General features: G+C 33.9%; 22 protein-coding genes and 1 pseudogene. 5 read left to right on the plus strand and 18 right to left on the minus strand.

The features are described from left to right. Window positions 1-15: 15 nt before the first annotated feature. Both BFG57_RS03775 and queD read right to left on the minus strand, forming a co-directional pair. The gene (locus tag BFG57_RS03775; RefSeq protein ID WP_069716137.1) at window positions 16-1,518 is read right to left on the minus strand and encodes a malate:quinone oxidoreductase; all 1,503 of its coding nucleotides are present in this window, start codon (window positions 1,516-1,518) and stop codon (window positions 16-18) included. Between the two features lie 664 nt (window positions 1,519-2,182). Further along, complete coding sequence (gene queD, locus BFG57_RS03780; RefSeq protein WP_069716138.1) at window positions 2,183-2,671, minus strand: 6-carboxytetrahydropterin synthase QueD; 489 nt, start codon at window positions 2,669-2,671, stop codon at window positions 2,183-2,185. A gap of 324 nt (window positions 2,672-2,995) precedes the next feature. On the opposite strand from queD, the gene BFG57_RS03785 reads away from it, so the two are divergent. After that, window positions 2,996-3,868: an alpha/beta hydrolase gene (locus tag BFG57_RS03785; RefSeq protein WP_069716139.1), complete on the plus strand. Its 873-nt coding sequence runs from the start codon at window positions 2,996-2,998 to the stop codon at window positions 3,866-3,868. Between the two features lie 279 nt (window positions 3,869-4,147). Here the strand turns inward: BFG57_RS03785 and BFG57_RS03790 are convergent, their stop codons facing one another. Then, window positions 4,148-5,137: a zinc-dependent alcohol dehydrogenase family protein gene (locus tag BFG57_RS03790; protein ID WP_069716140.1), complete on the minus strand. Its 990-nt coding sequence runs from the start codon at window positions 5,135-5,137 to the stop codon at window positions 4,148-4,150. A 286-nt stretch (window positions 5,138-5,423) separates the two neighbouring features. Here BFG57_RS03790 and BFG57_RS03795 point away from each other — a divergent pair, with 286 nt between their 5' ends. Then, on the plus strand, window positions 5,424-5,918 hold the full coding sequence (locus BFG57_RS03795; protein WP_069716141.1) for a P-loop NTPase family protein: 495 nt from the start codon (window positions 5,424-5,426) through the stop codon (window positions 5,916-5,918). 173 nt (window positions 5,919-6,091) lie between these two features. On the opposite strand, the gene copZ is transcribed toward BFG57_RS03795, so the two are convergent. The 10 genes and pseudogenes from copZ to BFG57_RS03845 all read right to left on the minus strand — a co-directional run bounded on the left by copZ (window position 6,092) and on the right by BFG57_RS03845 (window position 14,282). Further along, window positions 6,092-6,298: a copper chaperone CopZ gene (gene copZ / locus BFG57_RS03800; RefSeq protein WP_069716142.1), complete on the minus strand. Its 207-nt coding sequence runs from the start codon at window positions 6,296-6,298 to the stop codon at window positions 6,092-6,094. 58 nt (window positions 6,299-6,356) lie between these two features. Beyond that, window positions 6,357-8,780 (minus strand): heavy metal translocating P-type ATPase, encoded by a 2,424-nt coding sequence (locus tag BFG57_RS03805; RefSeq protein ID WP_281186602.1) that lies wholly within the window; start codon window positions 8,778-8,780, stop codon window positions 6,357-6,359. Window positions 8,781-8,797: 17 nt separating this feature from the next. Continuing rightward, window positions 8,798-9,118 carry a metal-sensing transcriptional repressor gene (locus BFG57_RS03810; RefSeq protein ID WP_069716143.1) on the minus strand — a complete coding sequence of 107 codons (321 nt, stop codon included), beginning with the start codon at window positions 9,116-9,118 and terminating at the stop codon, window positions 8,798-8,800. 311 nt (window positions 9,119-9,429) lie between these two features. Next, the gene (locus tag BFG57_RS03815) at window positions 9,430-10,254 is read right to left on the minus strand and encodes an MBL fold metallo-hydrolase (RefSeq protein WP_069716144.1); all 825 of its coding nucleotides are present in this window, start codon (window positions 10,252-10,254) and stop codon (window positions 9,430-9,432) included. 114 nt (window positions 10,255-10,368) lie between these two features. Next, window positions 10,369-10,830, minus strand: a pseudogene (locus BFG57_RS18270) (HXXEE domain-containing protein). 50 nt (window positions 10,831-10,880) lie between these two features. Then, complete coding sequence (locus tag BFG57_RS03825; RefSeq protein WP_069716146.1) at window positions 10,881-11,120, minus strand: hypothetical protein; 240 nt, start codon at window positions 11,118-11,120, stop codon at window positions 10,881-10,883. Between the two features lie 73 nt (window positions 11,121-11,193). Then, window positions 11,194-11,820 carry a histidine phosphatase family protein gene (locus BFG57_RS03830; RefSeq protein ID WP_069716147.1) on the minus strand — a complete coding sequence of 209 codons (627 nt, stop codon included), beginning with the start codon at window positions 11,818-11,820 and terminating at the stop codon, window positions 11,194-11,196. A 62-nt stretch (window positions 11,821-11,882) separates the two neighbouring features. Then, entirely contained in the window at window positions 11,883-12,587 is a 705-nt protein-coding gene (locus tag BFG57_RS03835; RefSeq protein WP_069716148.1) for an aspartate/glutamate racemase family protein, read from the minus strand. Between the two features lie 45 nt (window positions 12,588-12,632). Further along, window positions 12,633-12,998 (minus strand): YunG family protein, encoded by a 366-nt coding sequence (locus tag BFG57_RS03840; protein ID WP_069716149.1) that lies wholly within the window; start codon window positions 12,996-12,998, stop codon window positions 12,633-12,635. A 195-nt stretch (window positions 12,999-13,193) separates the two neighbouring features. Continuing rightward, window positions 13,194-14,282, minus strand: a complete 1,089-nt coding sequence (locus BFG57_RS03845; protein WP_069716150.1) for a citrate synthase/methylcitrate synthase — start codon at window positions 14,280-14,282, stop codon at window positions 13,194-13,196. Between the two features lie 113 nt (window positions 14,283-14,395). Between BFG57_RS03845 and BFG57_RS03850 the strand changes: the two genes are divergently transcribed. After that, a complete protein-coding gene (locus tag BFG57_RS03850; protein ID WP_069716151.1) occupies window positions 14,396-15,274 on the plus strand; it encodes a LysR family transcriptional regulator in 879 nt (292 codons plus the stop codon). Window positions 15,275-15,411: 137 nt separating this feature from the next. Here BFG57_RS03850 and BFG57_RS03855 read toward each other — a convergent pair whose 3' ends face one another. Next, entirely contained in the window at window positions 15,412-15,948 is a 537-nt protein-coding gene (locus BFG57_RS03855) for a CGNR zinc finger domain-containing protein (protein WP_069716152.1), read from the minus strand. A gap of 93 nt (window positions 15,949-16,041) precedes the next feature. On the opposite strand from BFG57_RS03855, the gene BFG57_RS03860 reads away from it, so the two are divergent. Together BFG57_RS03860 and BFG57_RS18805 are read left to right on the plus strand one after the other, a co-directional pair. Next, window positions 16,042-17,220 (plus strand): MFS transporter, encoded by a 1,179-nt coding sequence (locus tag BFG57_RS03860; protein WP_069716153.1) that lies wholly within the window; start codon window positions 16,042-16,044, stop codon window positions 17,218-17,220. Between the two features lie 198 nt (window positions 17,221-17,418). Then, window positions 17,419-17,574, plus strand: a complete 156-nt coding sequence (locus BFG57_RS18805; protein ID WP_175428264.1) for a hypothetical protein — start codon at window positions 17,419-17,421, stop codon at window positions 17,572-17,574. Between the two features lie 162 nt (window positions 17,575-17,736). Here the strand turns inward: BFG57_RS18805 and BFG57_RS03865 are convergent, their stop codons facing one another. The 4 genes from BFG57_RS03865 to BFG57_RS03880 all read right to left on the minus strand — a co-directional run bounded on the left by BFG57_RS03865 (window position 17,737) and on the right by BFG57_RS03880 (window position 21,998). Then, complete coding sequence (locus BFG57_RS03865; protein ID WP_069716154.1) at window positions 17,737-18,762, minus strand: catalase family protein; 1,026 nt, start codon at window positions 18,760-18,762, stop codon at window positions 17,737-17,739. A gap of 238 nt (window positions 18,763-19,000) precedes the next feature. Beyond that, window positions 19,001-20,116, minus strand: coding sequence for an acyltransferase family protein (locus tag BFG57_RS03870; RefSeq protein ID WP_069716155.1), 1,116 nt, complete (start codon window positions 20,114-20,116; stop codon window positions 19,001-19,003). Between the two features lie 252 nt (window positions 20,117-20,368). Then, a complete protein-coding gene (locus BFG57_RS03875) occupies window positions 20,369-21,529 on the minus strand; it encodes a DUF2812 domain-containing protein (RefSeq protein ID WP_069716156.1) in 1,161 nt (386 codons plus the stop codon). 4 nt (window positions 21,530-21,533) lie between these two features. Continuing rightward, window positions 21,534-21,998, minus strand: a complete 465-nt coding sequence (locus BFG57_RS03880) for a GNAT family N-acetyltransferase (protein ID WP_069716157.1) — start codon at window positions 21,996-21,998, stop codon at window positions 21,534-21,536. Window positions 21,999-22,158: the final 160 nt, after the last annotated feature.

Consider the following 22,158-nt stretch of genomic DNA (forward strand, 5'->3'; position numbering starts at 1 on the left):
ATTAACCGATGAAGATTAACTATGAACTAATTGTTTTTCGTTTAGATTAAGTGCCTCTGCCGTTGAAGCAAGAATTTCCTCGAAAAGTTCTGGGTTGTCCACTAATGAGACATCATAAGATGGAAGCATTTCTTTTATTTTCTCTTTCCACTCAAACATATGTTGTGGGAAGCATCTTTCTAATACTTCGAGCATAACTTGAACAGCAGTTGAAGCACCTGGAGAAGCACCTAACAATGCTGCTACTGATCCATCAGCAGCACTTACTACTTCCGTACCAAATTGAAGTGTTCCTTTACCGCCGTCTTCAGTGTCTTTAATTACTTGCACACGTTGACCAGCTACTACAATATCCCAATCTTCACTTTTCGCATTCGGTATAAACTCTCGTAATTCTTCTATACGCTTTTCTTTTGATAACAAGACTTGTTGTATCAAATATTTAGTTAGTGACATCTCTTTTGCGCCTGCTGCTAACATCGTAAATACGTTATTTGGTTTTACAGAACCGATCAAATCTAAATTTGAACCTGTTTTTAAGAATTTTGGTGAAAAACCAGCAAACGGCCCAAACAGCAATGATTTTTTGTTGTCGATATATCTTGTATCAAGATGTGGAACAGACATAGGTGGCGCTCCAACCTTAGCTTTACCGTATACTTTTCCATGATGCTGTTCTATCACTTCTGGATTGTTACATACCATAAACAGTCCGCTTACTGGAAAACCTCCAATACGTTTGGATTCAGGAATTCCTGTTTTTTGTAGTAATGGTAAACTTCCGCCTCCACCACCGATAAAAACGAACTTTGCAGTATGATATTCAATATTACCGCTTTCAATATCATGCACTTTTACTTCCCACAAGCCATCACTCGTACGTTTCAGATCCTCAACACTGTGTTTGTAGTTTATCTCTACATTTTTTTCCTTTAAGTGATCAAACAATATGCGTGTTAAAGCACCAAAGTTTACATCTGTACCAGAATCAATTTTTGTAGCTGCTAGTGGTTCATTCGATGTACGACCTTCCATAATAAGTGGGATCCATTCCTTCAATTTTTCAAGATCATCGGAAAATTCCATTCCTTGAAACAATGGATTGTTTGATAACGCTTCAAAACGTTTTTTCAAAAATGATACATTTTCTTCCCCTTGTACTAAACTCATATGAGGGATTGGCATGATAAAATCCTGCGGATCACGAATCAGATTGCTTTTTACGAGATAAGACCAAAACTGTCGTGAAAGTTGAAACTGTTCATTAATTTTTGTAGCTTTGCTAATGTCGACCGATCCGTCCGGCTTTTCGGCAGTGTAGTTTAGTTCGCATAATGCAGCATGGCCTGTACCCGCATTATTCCATTCATTTGAACTCTCTTCTCCTGCACTTGCAAGTTTCTCAAATACTTTTATTTCCCATTCAGGTGCTAATTCTTTTAGTAAAGATCCCAAAGTCGCACTCATAACCCCTGCACCAATTAATATAATGTCTGTTTTCTTCTGTAAGTTGCTCATTATAAAATTACTTACCCCCTACATATACAAGATAGAGTTAACATTCCCGCTTACAGGTTACAAAAAGCCTTCCGTACATGGAACATACCTTCTCTATTCTCATTATAAGTTTGCCATAATCTATTAAATTACCACCGATGAAAACACTTACTATTATCTGTTAATTATAAACTATTTAAAGATAATAAAAAAGTGGGAAAAGTGAGAAATTCGTACGGAAGGCTTTAAAAACATGCAAAAAAATGAATCGTAATTCAATTTTTTACAAGAATATCTCATAATTTAACTATTTTTTATTTGAATCTTCAATTCTTCTCATATACTGAATATACGATCTCCCTCTTAGGACTACACAAATTTTTGAAATAAACACTAAAAAAGAAGTTCACTATTGAACTTCTTTTTAATGGAATAATTTTATATATTCGAAAAGACATCGAGGTTAATCGATCAATGACTTGATTTATCATATAAATTATAATTAACATAAATCTAAACAATAAAAAAAATTAATGACAGAATGAATTACCTAATTTAAGCTCCACTATTTCACATATTTATGTTTTCATATAATAAAAAGGAATGCCTCATTCGAAAAGCATTCCTGTCTGTACAATTAATCAATTAAACTTAACTTTACTAAAAGACTTTTGGAACATTCGTTTCACTCGTCTTCCATCCACTCTCGCTTAACTTCGGCATAACTAGTCGGGGTTTCATACAATCGAACAAATTCTACTCTTGCTTCATTATACTGTTCTTGTCTTTTTTCTAATGAAGTTTTCATCTGCTCATATATCCAGACTACCATATTTTCGGCTGTAGTGTTCATTTTTGGCAGCGTCTCATTTAAATAACGATGATCTAGATAAACTTCAATATCTTCTTTCCAAATCTGCTTAATATCCGTAAAATCAACGACAAGACCAATTTCATCTACAAATCCACTTATACCAAACACGACTTTGTACGTGTGACCGTGAAGATTTTTACACTTTCCTTCGTATTGGTGTAAATGATGTGCCGCATCAAATGTGAATTCTTTACTGACAAGCACTCTTTTTTGATGATATTTTAGCTCATTTCGTTTAATATCTTTATCTATTTTTTGTAAATTATCTACAATTCTAAAACCAAATAATTTATCTGTCATATGATTATCTCCTTTATGCAATAGCGTAAGCTTTCTAGTTGATTCTTTAAAAACAGTATCTCTATGAATAGAAAGTAACAAGAAACCTTGTTTTCACAATAAAGATATTTCAACAAATCTACTATATTACTATAATTCATTTTTTCATTAATGAACGTTCATTCTTTTACAATTTCAGCACGATTCGTTTGTAGATTAGACCAGTAGATTTGAAATTTCATTCAATTTTGATAAAGTTAGGTAATATTGTTCTTATTTTAAATTAAAAACATACGACAGTTATGGCTAAGACAGAAAGTAGAACTCAGAAGAGGAGAGTTAGAATTGATTACGAATTATATAGAGCTTAAAAACTCAGTAAAAATACATGTCAGATATACAAACAAATTAGAAGAAACGATACTTTTCCTTCACTTTAGTTCTGGAAACTCACATATGTGGGACAGTATCATTCCTAATTTTGAGAATAGATACAATGTGATTGTTCCAGAATTAAGAGGACACGGACAATCAGACTGTCCACCAACAGGTTATCATATTGATGACATGGCAAATGATATGTATTTATTATTAGAAGAATTACAGGTTGATAATTGTCATATCGTTGGTAGCTCACTAGGTGCAGAAGTTGCTTTAAGCCTTGCAGCATCACATCCAACTTTGGTTAAATCAATTATTTGTGAAGGGGCTCTATATAACGAATTTGGGGAGTATGGATTATTTAACGGAAGCGAAGAAGAAATAACAGAAATAAGAAATAAGCTACGATCAGAACTAATGGAATTTAAGAGACCTATTTTTAACACAAAACTCGAATTCATAGATAACATGAAAAAACAGCTACAAGAGGAGAACATTTGGACTGAGCACTTTATAAATTTTGTAGAACATAATATGATGCAAACAGAAGATGATCATTACACAAATTGCTTTCCATTACATGCAAGGCAGGAATATATTCAACACTATTGGGATTTCAAATTTGAGACATACTATCAGAAAATTAAATGCCCTATTCTATTTGTACTAAGTGATGAAGAGTGGAATAATCCAAAGATTAGAAAGATCGTTGACAGATTTTCTTCATTTGTAGAAAACAGTGAAATCACTCATATTCAAGGTGCAAAACACGCTTACGTTTGGATGCAGTTTCCTAAGGTAATGAGTAACCATATTTATGATTTTTTAAATACTTAAAAACAATTATCCAATTTCCTAGTATGATTTTTCGGATCTTACCTTCATGGGAGTGAGGGAGTTCATTCTCCCCTACTCTTTTCTTACATATAATGAGATGAAGTAAAAAATCTATCGATATAATAGTTATTTCTTCTCCTACTAATTGGTTAGTTGAACCAATTAATTACTGACTCTTAATAACTCAAAATTTGACCATGCACCTCACATATTTAAACTTCATTGACTTTCCTATAATTCAAATTGGAGACTTAGTATCAATTGACACATGGTATACAACTAACTTGTTAACAAAACCTTCCCCCTATTACCTTGGAAAAATTCAGTCCTACGAAGAGCTTCATGAACCTCAGTTAGTTCATAGTGAGAATCTGGGTTCATCAACTTTAACCTGTTCTCATGAATTAGTGTTATCAGACGTTCAAATGTCTGTTGCCAAGTTTGAACAGACACTTGCTTATTCCAATGGCGTAGATGAAACAACTTTACATTTACTTTTGCTTCTTCTGAAATCACAGCCCAATTAATAGGTATTCCTGACAATAGCCCAATCGTTAATAAAGTGCCTTTAGGTTTAACACAAAATGCTAATTCGGTTCCATCTTTCCCACCAACTGAGTCAATAGCAGCATTTGCACCATGCCCATTCGTTAATTCCATAACAGCATTATTTAAGGATGTTTCTGATGTGTTGATTACATTTGAAGCACCAAGTTCAAGTAACTTCTTCGTATATGTATTATTTCTAGTAACAGCAATTAAACGAAAACCTAGAATCTTAGATAACTGAGCAAAGATACGGCCAAGCGAAGAGCCGCAAGCATTTACAAGTAATACATCATCAGCTCTTAATGCCAATACTTCTACACAAGAAAGCCAAGCAGTAATTGGATTAATATATAATTGTGCAGCTATCTCATCTTCAATTGAATCTGGAATAGAAACCGCCCATTGAGCAGGTGTTTTAACAAATTCTTGCCAAGTACCTTCCCCTCTTAATGGTAGAACACGACTCCCAATAAGTTGTCGAGAAACAGAGGGGCCAACATCCTCTACAATACCAACACCCTCATAACCAGGAATAGATGGCAACGGAATTCGGTGAGAATATGCCCCTTGAATAGGCAGTAGATCAGATGGATTGATAGGGCGATTTGTCATACGAACTAGAATCTCTCCATCCAATGGGGATTGAATATCTTTATATTCAACTCTTAAAACATCTATAGGGCTTCCAAACTCATAAAATTTAATACATTTGGCATCCAAAATTCCGGCTCCTTTATTTTAAAATTCTGACAATTTAATAGTAAAGATTTCTTATACGTCGGGTGAATAACTATCTATTTCGCTTATATTATTATATTTCCTTCTTCTTTCACAACCTGACCATAATATGATAATAATTTTTACCCTAGAAATTTTTCAGCTAAAACGTCTATAATGGAATTTTATTTATAGTAAAATTATAGATATGTATTTTAAAATCAAGGTTTATATAAGAATATATTCTTAAAAATGAGTACAAGTGTTGAATTGCAAGGAGTGAAATGTTATGAAAATACACATTATTGGTGGATCAGGAAGTGGAAAATCCACTGTTGCGAAGCAGTTAAGTGAAAAATATAGTATACCTCATTATGATTTGGATGCTATATTTTGGGACAAAAATGCTGAACAGTACAAGATAAAAGCACCAGTATTTATAAGGGATAACAAACTGAAAGAGATTGTTGGACAACCATCGTGGATAATTGAAGGTGTATATTTCACTTGGTTAGATCCTAGTTTTGCATTGGCTGACAAAATATTTGTCCTTCATACACCACTATCAGTTCAGGAGGAAAGAATTTGGAGTAGGTACTATCAAAGAAAAACAGGCTTATTATCCTCAACAAAAAAAGAAACCATCAACAGTGTAAACGAATTAATAGATTGGAACAAAAAGTATATCGAAAATTACTTACCTAATTTTATTAACAATACTAAGTATAAAGATAAAATAATTCAGCTTGAAAACAATTTTGCCATTTTCGAATATATAAGCTAATTTAGCAAACTACTAGGTACGATTATTCATACTTAATTCAGCATGATATCTAGTTCTTATCTATCACACTCTACAAAAAAAAATAAGCCTGTTCTGTAAAATATTCAAAACAGGCTCTTACTCATGTAAGCAATATCGTTCACACAAGTTGTGTTGTAAAATGATAGATTCTATTATGCTACATCGTACCCTTGGTCTTCTACCGCTTCTTTTAATTCGTCTACTTTTACTTGATTTTCATTGTATTCAACGTCAACTTTACCATCTTTTAATGATACATTTACGTTACTAACACCCTCTAGCTCTGATAACGCTCCTTTTACTGATTTCTCACAGTGACCGCACGTCATTCCTGATACTTGTAATGTTGTAATTGACATATTCATTCACTCCTATTTTTTATTAGTTGATGTTCAAAAAGTCTCATTTTGAACACCCTTATATTTTTGCTCTCTTCAATCGAAGTGAGTTTGTAACGACAGATACTGAACTAAATGCCATTGCCGCTCCCGCAACCCATGGTGCTAATAATCCTACAGCCGCAATTGGAATACCTGCACTGTTATAAGCTAATGCCCAAAATAGATTTTGACGAATGTTTCTCATCGTTTTTCTACTTAAGTCAATCGCTTTTGGAATGAGTGTAAGTTCACCACCCATTAGTGTAATATCAGCTGCTTCGATCGCAACATCTGTTCCAGTACCGATTGCAATTCCGACATCTGCTGTTGCTAATGCTGGTGCGTCATTAATTCCGTCTCCAACCATTGCAACTTTTTTGCCATTGTTTTGGAGTTCTTTCACATGACTTGCTTTTTGTTCAGGAAGAACTTCTGCAAATACATGTTGAATACCTACTTGCTGTGCAATAGCTTGCGCCGTTCTTTCGTTATCACCAGTCATCATGTAAACCTCAATGCCTTGTGATTGTAGTTCATGAATCGCTTCTTTAGCTGTTTCTTTCACTGTGTCAGCTACTGCAATAATACCAACTAAACGTTTATCAATTGCGATCATCATGGCTGTTTTTCCTTCTTTTTCAAATGTTTCTAGTTTTGATTCGAAAGAATGAAAATCAACTTCGTATTTTGTCATGAGTTTTCTCGTTCCAGCTAATACGTGATTGCCTTTTATACGAGCTTCTATACCGTGACCAGGTATTGCTTCAAAGTGTTCAACAGCATATTCTTCAGCACGCTTTTCTTTTGCATATTCTACGATTGCTTCTGCTAATGGATGCTCTGATGATTTTTCTGCTGTATATAAATAAGACAATACATCATCATCTTCTGCTTCATAATCTGTAACAACAGGTTTACCTTTTGTAATTGTTCCTGTTTTATCTAACACAATTGCGTCAATCTTATGAGCAATTTCTAGATGCTCTCCACCTTTGAAAAGGATACCGTTTTCAGCACCTTTTCCTGTACCAACCATAATCGAAGTTGGGGTTGCTAACCCTAAGGCACACGGACAAGCGATAACGAGTACAGCAATTGCAACTTCAATTGCTTGTGGCAAGTCACCAGGAGCAACAAACATATACCAAATAAGAAATGTTACTGCAGCAATCCCAACAACAATTGGTACAAAAACACCTGAAATAATATCAGCCATTCTTTGGATTGGAGCCTTAGACCCTTGAGCTTCTTCTACAACACGTATGATCCCTGCTAATGCTGTATCTTTCCCTACCTTTGTTGCTTTCATTTCCAATGTTCCATTTTTATTAATCGTTGAACCTATAACATTATCACCGACTAACTTATCAACTGGAATCGATTCACCAGTAATCATTGATTCATCAATCGTTGAACGTCCTGAGATAACTTCACCATCTACTGGAATTTTCTCACCTGGCTTAACGACGATTACATCATTCACAACAACTTCTTCAATTGCAATCTTCATTAATTGTCCATCTCTTATAACCGTTGCTTCTTTTGCTTGTAAGTTCAACAATTTCGAGATGGCTTCAGTCGTTCTTCCTTTTGCCAGTGCCTCAAATAGCTTCCCTACTAAGATAAGTGTGATTAATACTGCACTCGTCTCAAAGTACAAATGAGGCATATATTGTGGATTTCCAATTGTTTTGAATGCTTCAACTACACTATAGAAATAAGCTGCTGATGTTCCAAGCGCAACGAGTACATCCATATTTGCACTTTTATTCTTTAATGATTTATATGCACCTACGTAAAATTGCCCACCGATGTAAAATTGAACTGGGGTAGCAAGTATTAATTGAAACCAAGGGTTCATAATAAATGCTGGCATTGGTATTCCTAAATCCCAAGGTGCATGACCAACCATTGAATATAGCAGTGGTAGAGATAGTAAAATCGAAATAAATAGTTTCGTTTTTCGTTCCTTAATCTCTTCTTCTTTATGTGATGCCTTCTCTTCTCTCGTTTCTTTCAGCTTAGCATCGTAACCGAGCTTTTGAATTTTTGCGATAACGTCATCAACTGTCACAATACCTGGTTGTAATGTTAAAGACGCAGATTCAGTCGTTAAGTTGACAGGCGCAGATTCAATTCCAGACATTTTACTTACGACTTTCTCAATTCGTGTTGAACATGCGGCACATGTCATACCGTATATATCGAGTTCTACTTTATCCGTTACTACACCATAGCCAAGCTTGTTAATTTTAGAAAAAACTTCTTCTGGTTTGACTGCTTCAGCATTATATTTTACTGTTGCTGATTCCATCGCTAAATTGACATTTGCATCTACACCGTCCATTTTGTTTAACACTTTTTCAATACGAGTTGAACATGATGCACAAGTCATTCCTGTTATGCCAAATTTCATTTGTTCATCTGTAGGAGGGTCTAGTACTTGATTTTGATCACTCATATGAATCATCTCCGTTTTTAAGATTTAGAGAACTGTTTCACAACCTTCATTAACTCCTCAAGTGCTTCATCACCTGAACCTTCTTTAATAGCATCTGATACACAATGGCTTGCATGCCGTTCTAACAATTGAAAACCAACATTTTTTAACGCTGAATTAATTGCAGAAACTTGAATGAGAACATCTACACAATAACGGTCATCTTCTATCATCTTTTGAATGCCACGAACTTGACCTTCAACTCTCCTAAGCCGCTTAATGAGCTGATCTTTTTCTTTATCACTACGCGGTGTAGCAAGCATCTTTCCTTCTTCGTTAACATGACAATCTTTTTCCATTTGTCATCACCTCTTATACATATAGTATACCCTAGTATGGTATGTGTCAACTACGAATTTACTTTTTCTTGAACAAATATCAAAACACACAGTTTATAAATAACGTTAGCTTTTGCAATCATAGCTTTCATAATACACTTCTATGTAGATTATCTACACCTTTCAAATGCTCTCTTGTCTATTTTTCAAACATTACTGTTCAAAAATTAATATTCATTTTTATTATATACCCCCCTATCGTTTCTTATCAAACTAAAAAACACCCTTCTACATGAAAGGTGCTACTTGTTTAAAGATCATTATATTTTGAGTTACGTTTCAAATAAATCACCATTTAACGCTGCAATATATCGGTGTGCAGATTTTTGTACAGCAAGATTTGCATTTTCTTTAACAACTGATTGAAACGCATTATATATTCTGTCAAACGTTATCCCTTGAACCTTTTCAGCTATTTTTTCTACTTTTGAAGCTGGAAGTGGAATTAAGTTAGGGTAGCTGTACATGAAACTAACCCATTGACGGTCTGCAACAACTTGAATAATATCACCCGTTAATAATATCCCCTTTCCATCATTTCCATCTAACCAATGTAAAACTGTTCCACCTTTAAAATGTCCCCCTAATCTATACAATGAAAGACCATCAGCTAATGACAATGATTCTCCTGCCCAGAACTCAATTCTTTCACTAGATCGATTCACCCATTCTTTGTCGTCCTCATGTATATAAATTGGTACGTTGAATATCTCAGCCCATTCTACTTGAGTCGAGTAATAATGTGGATGAGAAATAGCTATTCCGCTCAGCCCACCTAACTTTTCTACTTCATGAATTGTATGTTCATCTATATACGATACACAATCCCACATTAAATTAAATCCATTATTTTGAACGATATAAGCCGTTTGACCAATTGCAAACTTAGGCTTAGTTGTAATACTGCTTAAACCTTTTTCCTCATATTTAATTTCATTTTCATATTCCTCTAAATCACGCATTGCTTGTAATGTCGTCCACATTTGACCTAATGGATCAACATATTGTCTTTCTTCCGTACAAATTCTACATGTAAGAGGTGTCTGTTCCATTTTCTCATACTGAGTACCACACGTCATACAAATATAATGATTCAAATGGATTTCCCCTTTCCATTTTCATTTATATTTTTTAATTGTACTCTCTTCTGAAATAAGACCCTTTTTACGTTGAGAAAGAAACAATGAGTTGTTCATTATACTTTATGCATGTTACATTACGCGAAATAATAAATAAACTGTATATGGAGTTACAAGAAAAATTACGGTATAGAGCCCGGGGGTATATGTTTTTAGTAACCATGTTTGCAAGACATGCGCTACATTGTGAATGAGAACAAAGAATAAAAAGAAGATGTATACAACGGAAATTGAAGTTCTATCTAAGTTTTGAATGTTGATAAAAGTAATGAGAGACATAATAACGAATATGATAATATCTCTCTTTGCGAAAGTGTAAGAATTAATATTCCAAAATCCCCATATCTTTCAATTGATCCAGCTATCTCGTTCTTTCAATCTACTTTCGGTTCTTTTTGACCAATTTTCAACGGTGATTAATTCTTCAAAATCATGGAGCATGAAGAAAACAGCAAACAACCATATCGCATTATATAACTCTAGTTGAACATATACTCCTCCCTTCAATAAATGGGGAAAAATTAAACTCCTCATATTGGTCTTTATTTCCAATCAAACGTCACCATTCATTTCCTTCACAATACTTATCCCTGTTCTTTCTGTAATTCTTTCATTTTCTCATATTCGCGCCAATCGATTTCCTTTACTTTTCTAAATTCCCGCCCACAGTTCTTGCATATATAGTTTCCAGGAATGATAAATGGAAGCCAACATACGAAGATTCCATACGGGATTAAAATTAATACGATTGCTATCGGGATTTTAAATCCAAGAAAATTATTTTTTTCAACCATATCTGAGTCACAATGAGTGCATAGCTTCATATGATAACCTCCTCATACTATATTGGTACGCCACTTTGTACACCTTCATGCCTAAAACCATTGAATAGTAAATTTATGATTTCTCACCCGCTGTTCCCTTATGTGAAATATCACCTTCTAGCAAGATTTCATAATCCGCTTCAGTCATATTAACTACGGTTAGACTCGTATCATGAATAAATGGTGGAGACCATAAATCTTCAATTAATGCGTTTTTAAAAATTGAAATTAAACACTTTATTAAAACCCCATGAGTGACAATTAATACATTTCCATTTTTCTGTTCCTCTTTAATACGTCCAAGAATTTGCAACGCTCTGTTCCATGCATCCTCAAATGTTTCGCCACCTACAGGCGTATACTCATGTGGTAAATTCCAGAAAGCATGAAATTGTTCAGGGTATAAACCTTCAACATCTATCAATGTTTCACCTTCCCATTCACCCATATTGATTTCCTTTAAATTGTTATCATAGATAATAGGTATCTCTCTATCTTCCAGAATTACCTGAGCAGTCTGCTTCGTTCTTCCACTAGGACTCGCATATACCGCTACAAACTCTAACTCCTGTAGCCTTTCTCCTAAAGATTGTGCGTTTTTAATTCCATTTGCAGTTAAGTTAGAATTCAAAGAACCTTGCAACCTACCTTCACTATTCCATTCTGTTTCGCCATGCCTTGTTATGTATAGTGTTATCATTCGAAATCCTCCATTTTCCTATTCATTTGATGAATGCCATGTATTATCAACTTTTTTGTTATCTAATCAGTCAAACTTACCGATGAGTAATTTGATTTTGATAGATACTTTTTAACAAGTGCTTGTGCTAAGCAGTCAGCAGAATCGACAAACGTTATCTTGTCCCATTGATTTGTTAAGACGACATTTAAATCTGTACATGCTACAACAACAGTATCTACAGTCTCACTTAACTCTGCACATAACTCATTCCATAATTGTTGTGCTTCTTGTACATTTCCTAACTTAATAGTTGAGATGATTTCATTTACACTCATTTGCCAAGTTGTTCTACTAATATAAACGATTCCACATTCCAAGAAAGCATTCTGATAGATTTGAGATTGTACAGTCGGCTCTGTTCCTAACAAAGCTACCTTTTTACATGATTGAGGCATTGCGTTAATCGTCTCTTCAACAATGTTCAGTATCGGAACAGTAAGTGCTTCTTCTAATTTATCAAAGTATAGATGTGCTGTATTGCATGGCATAGCGATAAAGTCTACACCAGTGCTTTCAAGTCTTTTTGCGCCGTTTATAATGGATTGTTCCATCTCTTCATGATCGATCGGTTTATCAATAAAAAAAGGTGTTGGACACGAATAAATCATCATTTGTGGAAAATCAAGATCAACCTTCGCACCGTATATTTTTTGACACTGCTCGACTACATTATCAATGAATGGACCAGTAGATTTTGGTCCCATCCCTGCCAATATTCCAATCATACATACCCTCCTAGAGTATCTGCCTATACTTATATATCTTATTCGTTATTCAATTTCGCTCGTGTAATATTTTTGTACAGCTTGTTTCAAATATTCATATTGGTGCTCATTTGTGTCTGAAAATGCTTCATTTCTATTTGATGAAATATCCATATAGTCAATCTGTTCTCGAAATTGAGAGGCAGTAAAATCATAACGTTGTCCATTAATTTGATTATAATAATGCCATGAGTCATGTACCTTTGTTTTTAATATTTCGCCACCTAATCGATCATTTACAATTAGAGCCGTTACCCCACATTGTCCTTTTGCACGGTTATCTACACTCCACTTTGAACTTGATTGTAACGACCATGAGTTAACTAATGCTTCTTTTAATTGTTCAAAATGGATTTGTTTTATGTGAACCATTCTACTTGTCCTTTCACTAATTCATCTAACACTTGCTTCATTTATTATTTCAAATTTTCAATAAATACTCAATAATTCCAATAACAAAAAAAGGAAGAGAATTCTTAACTGAACACGCTTCCTTATTGAACTTATGATGTTGGAATTACCGCTTATAAGCTCCTTCATCTTATACTGCTGAACGTTTACTCACCATTAAATGTCTAGATTTCCGATATATTGTGACTTAGGTCTGTAAATTGTGTTATTTTCAGCCTGTTCTAAAACATGTGCAGTCCACCCAACAACGCGGCTTGCAGTAAAAGTTGGGGTGAATAGCTCTGGTTGAAGGTTAATTGATTTCATAATAGCCGCTGCATAAAATTCAACATTTGTATATAGTGATCGACCTGGCTTTAATTCATTTAATAGTTCTATAGCTATGTTTTCCACATGTAAGGCAAGATCAAGTGAGTGATCTTTTCCTTTAGATTGCAATAGCTTCTCTCTTATCGCAACTGCTCGAGGGTCATGTGTTTTATATACTCGGTGACCAAAACCCATAATTCTTTCTCCATGTTCCAATTTCGTACGAACAACTTCCTCTGCATGATCAATCGTACCGATCTCATTCAGTAAGTCGATTACTCCTGAAGGTGCACCACCATGTAAAGGACCTTTCATCGTGCCAATTGCAGAAGTAATGGCTGATACTAAATCAGATTGTGTAGAAGCAGTAACTCTAGCAGAAAAAGCAGATGCGTTCATTCCATGTTCAAGAGTCAAGATCATGTACGTTTCTAATGCGTCCACTACAGCTTTTGATGGCTTGTTTCCCGTTAACATATATAAATAATTCTCAATATGGTCTAGTTCATTGTTAGGTACAGTATACGAAGTATTGTTAACTTTACTATTCCGATATGCAATGATCGTAGGAACTATCGCAGTTAACTTGATCGCTTGACTAATCGAAGGCTTCCATCCATATTTATTTGTTCCTTCAGCTGAAATGGCTGTTCTTAATACACTCATCATATCCATTTCTACAGGCAATGTGTCGATAACCATTTTGAGTGTAGGAGTCAAATGACGATGCTTTACTAATTCATGTTTTAAATGTTTGAGTTCTTCTTCAGATGGCAAATGACCATACCAAAGCAAGTAAGCAACTTCCTCAAATGAAAAACTCATAGTTAGTTCTCCAATTTTGTACCCACGGTAGATAAGAATACCTTCATGTCCATCAATATGGCTAATTTTTGTTCGTGCTGCTACAACACCTTTCAACCCTTCATGAAACATACTGATCATCTCCTTATCATTTATTACCAATATTGTATAATGTATTGATAATTAACAAAATTAAATATTATTAATTATATTGATTAATAATATTAATAAGAGAGGGATCTATATTGGAACTTAATTGGTTAAAAACATTTATAACGGCCTCAGAGCTTGGAAATTTTAGAAAAGCAGCTGAACAACTTTACATTTCACAGCCATCTGTAACAGTACATATTAAACAGCTAGAAAAGGAATTAGGCATACTATTGTTTGAAAGAGAGGGAAAAAAGATAAAGCTTACTGAGTCAGGAAGGTTTTTCTTAAAACATGCTCAAAAAGTAATCAAACTTTATGAAGAGGGAATATCAGAACTACAGTCATTAGATCAAGGTTATACATCAAAACTAACGATAGCAATTTCACCATTAATTGCTGACAATATACTTCCTTTTGTTTTAAAACAGTATTTGAAAAAACATCCACAAGTTGAAATATCCGTCCAAATCATTGAATCGGCCGATATTGAAAAAGCAGTACTAGAAGAAAAGGTTGATATCGGATTATCATGCCTTCCAACCTTCAATCCTCAACTTGTAAATACACTCTTATACACAGACAAAGTTATATTAGTCGCTCCTCATGATGGAAGAGATTTTGAATCAGCACCTCCGTTAGATGAGGAAGAACTATTGACCTCCAACTATTTGTTAACACATAATCACCCTGCTTATTGGGATGAATTATGTAATACGATAAAACGGTTCTATCCATCTACTCGAATGATGAAAGTTTCGCAAACTCACATTACGAAACGGTTTATTGTAGAAGGTTTAGGAGTGTCTTACCTACCTTCCTCCACAGTAAGAAGAGAGCTACTTGAAGGAAGACTATTAGATGTTGAAACAAAATCTTTTAAACTGCCAGAAGCAAAAACGTACGCAATTACTAAATATTCACATAAAGAACAGAAGGAATTCTTGAATTTCCTGTCTCAGTTTAGATTATAGAGAGGAATTTACGTTTGAAAACTTATTAGGTAACAAACTCGTCAACGACACGATAATATGTTTGTTACCTTTGAAAATAAATAAGCCATCCTTTACATTTCAAACTAGCATTTCAAATTTTTTCACCGTTCTTCTGCTTATTCAGTCTTTCTCTTTTCTCTGTACCTCCTAACTTTTGAGATCGTTCCACACGCCCTACCCGTTTCACTGTTTGCATTCATGCTACACCATTTTTTTGTGCCACTCTTTGATTCGTCATAGAAGGCCCACTTACAATCGGGACATATTTTGATTCGATGAAATACACCGTTTCGAATTACAACTAGCATGTAAATAATCATATTATTTACAAGACTGTCTTCATTTGAGCAAAACGATAAGTCATAATACGGTTTTGTATCTTTCGTCGTAACATGGAAATGAATCTCTCTTTTTTGTACCCATTTATTAAGACTATCCACATTTTTTGAATCAATCATCTCTCTTAACTCATCACGTAATTGAATAACATCCTTAAAATCATCTGTATTCCTTTTCATCCCAATAGTGTCATATGCATAATCGGTTACATCTTGATGAGTAAGTAGGTGATCCCTCGGAATTCGTTCTTTGTTAGGGATTTCCCACGTGTTTAAATAAGAAAGAATATGTGTGACTTCTGCTTGATTGTTCATTTTGTAACCACCTATCCATTTTAACGGTTGCTTTATTGAATATTATACCATATTATATCTTGTAACCATTAATATTTTAAGGAGGTTACCATATTGAGTGTTAAATCATTCAATCTAACAATCAAAACGATTTTAGTATCCGCTTTCTTTTTGAACCTTGCTGGCTTTGCGGTAATGTCTTTTTTAGCCGTCTATTTATCAAACATTCTCGCATTTACAGCTGTACAAACAGGAACCGTACTTTCATTTCTATTGATCTTTTCTAAAGGGCTACCATTAGTTACTGGAGCATTAGCTGATAAATATGGGTATAAACTTATGATGGAAATTGGCCTTATCATTAGAGGGGGAGGAATGGGAATTTTAGCATTTTCACAATCCTTTCCTGTTATTTCAATCGGAGCAATCTTAATTGGGATTGGAGCTGCTTTTTATGAACCTTCATCAAGAGGTTTTTTCTCTATTGCAACAATAGGTAATGAACGAAAGAAGGCCTTCACCTATTTGAACTTGTCCTTAAATGGAGGGGCTATCGTTGGTCCATTACTCGGAGGTTTACTGCTATTATTTAATCCTCAATATCCATTTCTTATTAGTGCAGTAATCTTTTTTATCATGTACTTCGTGCAACTCTTTATCATTCCACCGCAAAATCAAATGGCTATGAAACACATTTCGTCACTTGAAGTTTTTACAAGCATACTCAAGAATAAGAGATTCATCATTTATTGTAGTTCAATGGTATTCTTTTGGTTTATGTATGCACAGCTAACGGGCTCTTTACCGCTACACATGTATAACCTCTCTAACAGCGAGAGCCTCGTTACTACAGTCATTACAGTCAATGCATTAACTGGTCTACTATTCATGATTTTATTTCGAGATTTGTTCATAAGAGTAGAGACATTTAAACTACTTAAGAGTGGAATAATGATTATGAGCATTGCCTTATTTATGATTAGCTTCTTTCCATCAAGCTATTGGCTTTTGCTCTGTGTGGTCTTTTTTACCGTTGGAGAAACTCTTGTTCTTCCTTCATCCGATATAGCAATCTCTGAATTTACAAACGGAAAGTTCCAAGGAGCTTATTTCGGTTTTTTTGAGCTATCATTTGCAATAGGTGCCACTTTTGGTTCCTACGCTGGTACTGTTTTGTTAAGTCATTACCCAAACAGTCCACTACCATGGCTTATATACCTCGGTGCTGGAATGTTCGGCTATTTGTTATTAATAACGGTTATTCATTTGCCTCAGCAAAACTATTCACATTAAACTTTTTTGAATCTTAATTTCTCTGAATAATCCTACGATTAAACAAAAGTAATATTAGTAGATATTTTCCTACATCTTCACTGATGGTTAGTTGAATAGATCAATAATAGCCTACTTAAATTTATAAAAAAATGAAATTGGTGTTATTTTCTTTTAATGTAAAAAATATACTTAAAGTGGAAGAGGAGGTGAATACATATGAAAAAAATAAAGAAAATCCTTACCATTTCTGTATTGTCATTTGGGTTATTGGCAGGAACTATACCATTTGCACCAACTGAGGCTGAAGCGGGTACTTATAATCCTTGCCCACCACCTTGGATAGAACCACCTTGCCCAATCCCAGTAACGTAGTATTCTACATGTAAGGGTCTAATAACGCAGAAATATACAACTGTTATTGTATATTTCTGCGTTATTTTTTATCTTTTTTCCAATGTGTTAACTAGACTCGTCAGAATTGAGTTAGCTTAAAAAAATCAACAATTGAAATTGATTACTACAAGTTTCTGCTGTTTATTCATCAATAGGACCTGATGGTTCCATCATTGCTCTGTTATCTCTATCATGTCTGAATTTTGACAAATTACGATATATCTCTGATCTCGCTCGATTAATGCCACCTATAGGTCGGTGTTCTAATAACGTATGATCTGGAGAGAAAGATAATTGTTCAGATAACTCATCTCGTTCAGCTCTTCTAAATGTTTGTTTTGGAATTTTTAGTGTCGCAACTTTAATAAATGGTGCTTCTTCTGCTTTCCACTCTACACCAGCGTCTTCAATCGGTGTCGTATGATCATCTTTATACAGTTGAACCATAAAATCAAAGGTCGCTTCTTTTTCTTTCAAATGCTTCTCCATATTATCCGTTAAATAACTGTCTGTTAACTGAGTAGGTAACGTGCTTTTATAGTTAGAAGTTGGAACTAACGAGTATTTGACTGCTCGATCATTTCCAAATAAATATGGTGTTGTACTCCAATATCGAATATCTAGTGGAGATGTATGGTTCTTTCTCCCATTCTTCAATTGTTTTAGAATTTTACTGTTTCCAGTCACCATCATTTTAAGCAATAGGACGAGTGGTGAATATTTAATGCTATAGTATACTGCATCATGGAATAGCTTTACCGTACCTAGTGGCATAGTTGGATTGCTCATTAATACAAAATCTTGTGTTTCTTTATCTGTCTCTTGTGATTTTTCTCCTTGAACGCCTGTTAACTTAATTGCAAATCCTCTAAAATCTGGTTTCTCGTCTGACTGAACATTCCCACTTGCATTGGACACTCGTATGACAGCTGGATATGTATTTCCTTTTTTAAATACACCCACTTTAAGTTCAGGAGGTAGATTGGGCTCAACTGTGAACTCCGCGTTTAAGATCGCAAGATGTTTTGGATGTGCATCCCTTTTTGTATTACCTTTTACATATGTCTTTTCCATCTTCCCTTTCAATATAACTTCCATTTGTTCAATTAGTGACACTTCATCACTCGGTACAGCTTCAAACTTTGATAATACCCTTTCATATCCCATAACTTATTCCTCTTTTCAATTTCACAAAATTAAATTGTGCGCAATGTTTATTGTTGAGCTAAGTATACATCACTATTCTTTCTAATTCCACTATTTTTAATAAAACTTAAGCCATTTTGTTTCAACTATGATTCTGTCGTCATATATAAACAAAGAGCACTCTTCACCATTCATAGTGAAGAATGCTCTTATTTCTGTTGCTTAAACATATGATTTCTCACAAAGTAAATGAAAAGAATTATCTAAATATGGTCCGTAATAGAGTCGAAATGTATCGGAATGGTTTCTGAGGTTTGAAAGAACCGAAAAAGTCCCATTTGTTCATTACAAATGAAAATACGCTACCCTCAATTAACGGTTTTGTGAGATTAACGACATAATTTGAACTTAAAACAAACGAAATAACCACGGTAAAGAAAGGAATAATCAATAAATTCCACATACCTCCATCGAGATACCAATCCAATGTTGCTACGTATTTAATAAAAAAGAAATGCAAAATAAACACATAAGCTGTTCGTTGACCTAAATGAGTAAAGGACGTCTGTTTTTTTGGAACCCACGGTAAGAAAGCAAGGATTCCACATATCATAACCATATAAATTATTACTCTATAAAACATACCAAACACAGGAGTATAACCAATCGCATCAAATGAATACTTTCCTAACAAGAACTTTCTCATTACAACTGGATCTATCAGTATTAAGCTAACGATACAACCAATGATCAAACCAATAGAAACTATTTTCCCTGATCTTTGTTTTATCCAATTAAAATGATCTGCTTTCAAATAATAACCTATCAAAAAGAATGGAAAAAATACAAATGTTCTTGAAAGACTTAAATATGATCCGGCATCATCGAACAGACCAATTCCGATTCCCAATAAGAAACTCACCAAAATTGAATATTTAATTTTGGTGAAAACGAATAACATGACATTCCAACAAAACATGCTGAATAAAAACCACATTCCCATTGTAGGAGTAAAGAATGTGAACGTTAATGATTCATAATCATATAATACGAAATTGTAATATGAATAGACAATTTCAAAAATAAAATATGGTACTAATGTTTTCGCTATAATTTTATGAATGAATCCTTTCTTATAAAAGCTTTTAGAAAAATAACCTGACATAAGAATAAGTGCAGGCATTCTAAATATACTGATAAAATTGGAAACTATGTGAAGAATTTCACTTTCATTTCTAAAAGGACTCAATAAGTGACCAAATACAACTAGAAAAACTAATATAAATCTTGCATTATCAAAAAAAGGATCTCTGCTCTTCTTGTTCGTAGTTTCTTTGCTGATAACAAATACACCTCTTACTCTATCATTCTGCATAGTAAATGGCTTACGTTAAACTAGTTTATATCGTTATTATTTCTACATAATATCACCATTCGATCATCTTTATCCTTTTATGTCGATCTCTATTATTTTATAAAAACATTTACAACTTGCAACTTCTAAAAAATTTTAAAATGATCCTTTAGGTTATATTTTCACTATTAACTGTTATTGTATTGTTTCGTTTCATAACAAAGAAAAAACCTCCACAAGAGAGATTTGAACCCCACTCATGAAAGTTTTCTTTTATTCACTCGGAACTTTCTCTAACGTCAGTTCTATTATACGTTCAATCGGCTCCATCCCTGAATATTTAACCTGATATACAAACCTTCCCTTTCTAGCAACAAAACCAATATTCGATGGTCGTCTATTAATTACTAACTCGTCAAACTCACTATCTTCATCATATTCAAAAAAATAATTGTCAGTAATATATTCTTTCTTTACTGCGTTCATTAACATTTTAGCTACCCATACATTTCTAGCTTGATAGCCTTCGGAAAAAATGACAGGTGTATATGTGCCTCTATTATCAGACCAAGTTACATTTGGTACTTCTACTCGTTGAATTATTTGATCATAATGAGGGACTAATAAGCTCGACTTCTCCGTAAAAAAACCACCTCTACCTTCATTATTAATAATTTCAATGTACTTTGATTCATCAATAGTATCTTTTAGATAAACAATTGGCAGTTCTTGTTCAGGAATCGAAATTAACCATGCCTGTGGCATAGCAAAGATTGATTTGTCTAAAAAAAGAAGCAACCCTATTACAAGTGTTACGCTAATAATTAGAACCTCTACTATTTTCCATTTCTTTTTTCTTTTATAGTTAACCTTACGTTCGAATATATATCCTGATTTTACTTTCTTTAATAACTTTGATACATGAATTAAGCCAAGAGTCATATTAAAGAGGATAAGACTCATTATAAATAGTACCCCTACTACAGCTATCAAACTATCGTTTAAAAAAATATGTACAGGCCCAGTTAACATTACGAACATCATCACGACCACAACAATCGATTGAATTAGAATGAGTAACCATCTTAACATGATGTCCTTTTTTAATAAGGATACTGTTCTTACTAATTGTTCACCGTCTGAAAGAACTTCATGAGTTTCTACATTATCTTTTTCTCTAAATATTTGAACCGCACCACGAGAACCAACATGCTCCCAACCTGATTTTTCATAAGACTCTATCCATTTTATCTTCGATTGACTAGTTAACTGATAAATATCAAATCGATAAGTCATTTGCTTTGGTTCACAATGTTCAAACGTTGCGAAGAACATACCTATCTTTGTTAATTTCCATCCCTGTAACGCCATATGAGACAACCAAGCTGCTTGTTCCTCAATATACCAATTATCAATCCATATAAATTTCTTCATACTGTTATCTTTTAATAGGAAGATACCACATTTCTTCCCCTCCTAATATTTGGTCAGTTGCAAGAAATCCAAATTGTTTATATAGGTTCTTTGCCATATAATTATCTGGACAAACAGTCAACCTAATCTCTTCACATTTTGGAAAACGATTTACAATCCAATTTGCCATCTCAGATAACGCAACATTTCCGTAACCTCTCCCTTGAAACTGTTCATCAATGATAAACCCATTGATCCAATACATATTTGTCGTATCTTCTATGTAAGCACACATTATAAATCCTATCATTTGCTCATGACAAATGATCGCAAAAGGAATATATTCAACATTGTCACCATCAGGTTTCACATATACTTTAGCTAATGATACTGCTACTGTTGGAACGAAATTCTGTTGCTCTTGTTTAACTTTAAGAGCAAGTGCTTCCTCCCAATTTTCTCTCGTAATGATTTCTAATTGTACGTTCATTATTTCCCCTCTTTTTATCTTAGTTTAGCTCCATTTATCCTTTCTCTACAAACTACTAAATACCTTTTAATCATTAGTCCAGAAATAATGTTTAATATTTTTTCCAAGAATGGATAAGCTCGGTATTCACTTGAAAACAAAACTAAAGTTATTATATCAA

The sequence above is a fragment of the Bacillus solimangrovi genome (genome assembly GCF_001742425.1).
GTDB classification, from domain to species: domain Bacteria; phylum Bacillota; class Bacilli; order Bacillales; family Bacillaceae_N; genus Bacillus_AV; species Bacillus_AV solimangrovi.

What these genes read in the sequence shown, in the direction of transcription:
- BFG57_RS03775 (WP_069716137.1), bottom strand. Translation starts at nt 1,518, where the DNA reads ATGAGCAACTTACAGAAGAAAACAGACATTATATTAATTGGTGCAGGG.
- queD (WP_069716138.1), bottom strand. Translation starts at nt 2,671, where the DNA reads ATGACAGATAAATTATTTGGTTTTAGAATTGTAGATAATTTACAAAAA.
- BFG57_RS03795 (WP_069716141.1), top strand. Translation starts at nt 5,424, where the DNA reads ATGAAAATACACATTATTGGTGGATCAGGAAGTGGAAAATCCACTGTT.
- copZ (WP_069716142.1), bottom strand. Translation starts at nt 6,298, where the DNA reads ATGTCAATTACAACATTACAAGTATCAGGAATGACGTGCGGTCACTGT.
- BFG57_RS03805 (WP_281186602.1), bottom strand. Translation starts at nt 8,780, where the DNA reads ATGAGTGATCAAAATCAAGTACTAGACCCTCCTACAGATGAACAAATG.
- BFG57_RS03810 (WP_069716143.1), bottom strand. Translation starts at nt 9,118, where the DNA reads ATGGAAAAAGATTGTCATGTTAACGAAGAAGGAAAGATGCTTGCTACA.
- BFG57_RS03825 (WP_069716146.1), bottom strand. Translation starts at nt 11,120, where the DNA reads ATGAAGCTATGCACTCATTGTGACTCAGATATGGTTGAAAAAAATAAT.
- BFG57_RS03830 (WP_069716147.1), bottom strand. Translation starts at nt 11,820, where the DNA reads ATGATAACACTATACATAACAAGGCATGGCGAAACAGAATGGAATAGT.
- BFG57_RS03835 (WP_069716148.1), bottom strand. Translation starts at nt 12,587, where the DNA reads ATGATTGGAATATTGGCAGGGATGGGACCAAAATCTACTGGTCCATTC.
- BFG57_RS03840 (WP_069716149.1), bottom strand. Translation starts at nt 12,998, where the DNA reads ATGGTTCACATAAAACAAATCCATTTTGAACAATTAAAAGAAGCATTA.
- BFG57_RS03845 (WP_069716150.1), bottom strand. Translation starts at nt 14,282, where the DNA reads ATGTTTCATGAAGGGTTGAAAGGTGTTGTAGCAGCACGAACAAAAATT.
- BFG57_RS03855 (WP_069716152.1), bottom strand. Translation starts at nt 15,948, where the DNA reads ATGAACAATCAAGCAGAAGTCACACATATTCTTTCTTATTTAAACACG.
- BFG57_RS18805 (WP_175428264.1), top strand. Translation starts at nt 17,419, where the DNA reads ATGAAAAAAATAAAGAAAATCCTTACCATTTCTGTATTGTCATTTGGG.
- BFG57_RS03865 (WP_069716154.1), bottom strand. Translation starts at nt 18,762, where the DNA reads ATGGGATATGAAAGGGTATTATCAAAGTTTGAAGCTGTACCGAGTGAT.
- BFG57_RS03870 (WP_069716155.1), bottom strand. Translation starts at nt 20,116, where the DNA reads ATGCAGAATGATAGAGTAAGAGGTGTATTTGTTATCAGCAAAGAAACT.
- BFG57_RS03875 (WP_069716156.1), bottom strand. Translation starts at nt 21,529, where the DNA reads ATGAAGAAATTTATATGGATTGATAATTGGTATATTGAGGAACAAGCA.
- BFG57_RS03880 (WP_069716157.1), bottom strand. Translation starts at nt 21,998, where the DNA reads ATGAACGTACAATTAGAAATCATTACGAGAGAAAATTGGGAGGAAGCA.